The organism is Pseudomonas sp. HMSC057H01 (assembly GCF_001836405.1).
GTDB lineage: Bacteria > Pseudomonadota > Gammaproteobacteria > Pseudomonadales > Pseudomonadaceae > Pseudomonas > Pseudomonas aeruginosa.
This window is the reverse complement of the sequence record NZ_KV828377.1, coordinates 1-807: the sequence shown is the minus strand read 5'-3', so window position 1 is coordinate 807 and position 807 is coordinate 1. Positions and strand designations below refer to the sequence as shown.

The 807-nt window shown below is 43.4% G+C and carries 1 protein-coding gene; it reads left to right on the top strand.

All coding sequences use genetic code 11. The annotated features are described in order from the left end of the window. Positions 1-191 precede the first annotated feature (191 nt). Positions 192-743 carry a DUF6990 domain-containing protein gene (locus HMPREF2581_RS31460; RefSeq protein ID WP_071535555.1) on the top strand — a complete coding sequence of 184 codons (552 nt, stop codon included), beginning with the start codon at positions 192-194 and terminating at the stop codon, positions 741-743. Positions 744-807 lie beyond the last annotated feature (64 nt).

The window sequence follows — 807 nt, the reverse complement described above, 5'->3', positions numbered from 1 at the left end:
TACTGAACTATCCGCTTCACGTGGTTCAGTGTGGTAAGATCGGCAGTGGTATACAGTGGGAATGAGAAATATAAACACTAGTCAAAATTAGAGTAGGAAAAATAAATCTGTCCCCTTTTCTGTCCCTTTTCTCAAGAAGGCTATCCCAATGGAATTCCGGTTGAGGTCATGAATTTTCCAGGTGCTAAGTAGTGAAAGAAATAGAGATATTGTCAGCTCTAGAAGGGCTTGGCTGGAGATGCGACAAAGATGAGGCTGGGGATTATTTTTGCCTAATCGAAATTGGTGAAGTCCAGGTTCAGATTATTCCAACTATAGGGAAGCGCTCTGATCATTTTAGGGTTTCATTAATGCCATCTGTTTCTACGAAGAATTTTACGGCGGCAGTTGCATTCGTTTTGGGTGAGGCCAGTAATTATGTGCCGATTATTGTGAGTAATGACGTGCCGGAGAAAATAGTCGATTTCTCACTGGATGATGTCGTTAGACTTTCTCAAAGTGCTATATCTTGGGCTTCTGCTCAAGATATAGAAAAAGGCTTGGCAGCTTATAGAGCTTTGCCAACAAATTCGAAGGGTGCTATGCCGTTGCGGCACTTGGCAGCTTTGGCGATAGCTGGAGACGTTAGCTGTCTTGCAAATTATCAATTCAGCTTCGAGCAGGGTGACAGATTAGGGTTTGTTCCGTATATCACCCAAAACATGATAGAGCGCGCTCTCTTGATTGCGCGAAATGTGCGTTGACGCTAATTACCCAAAGCGAATAAAGGGGGCCGAATAAAGGGGACAGATTTATTTTCCCTACTCT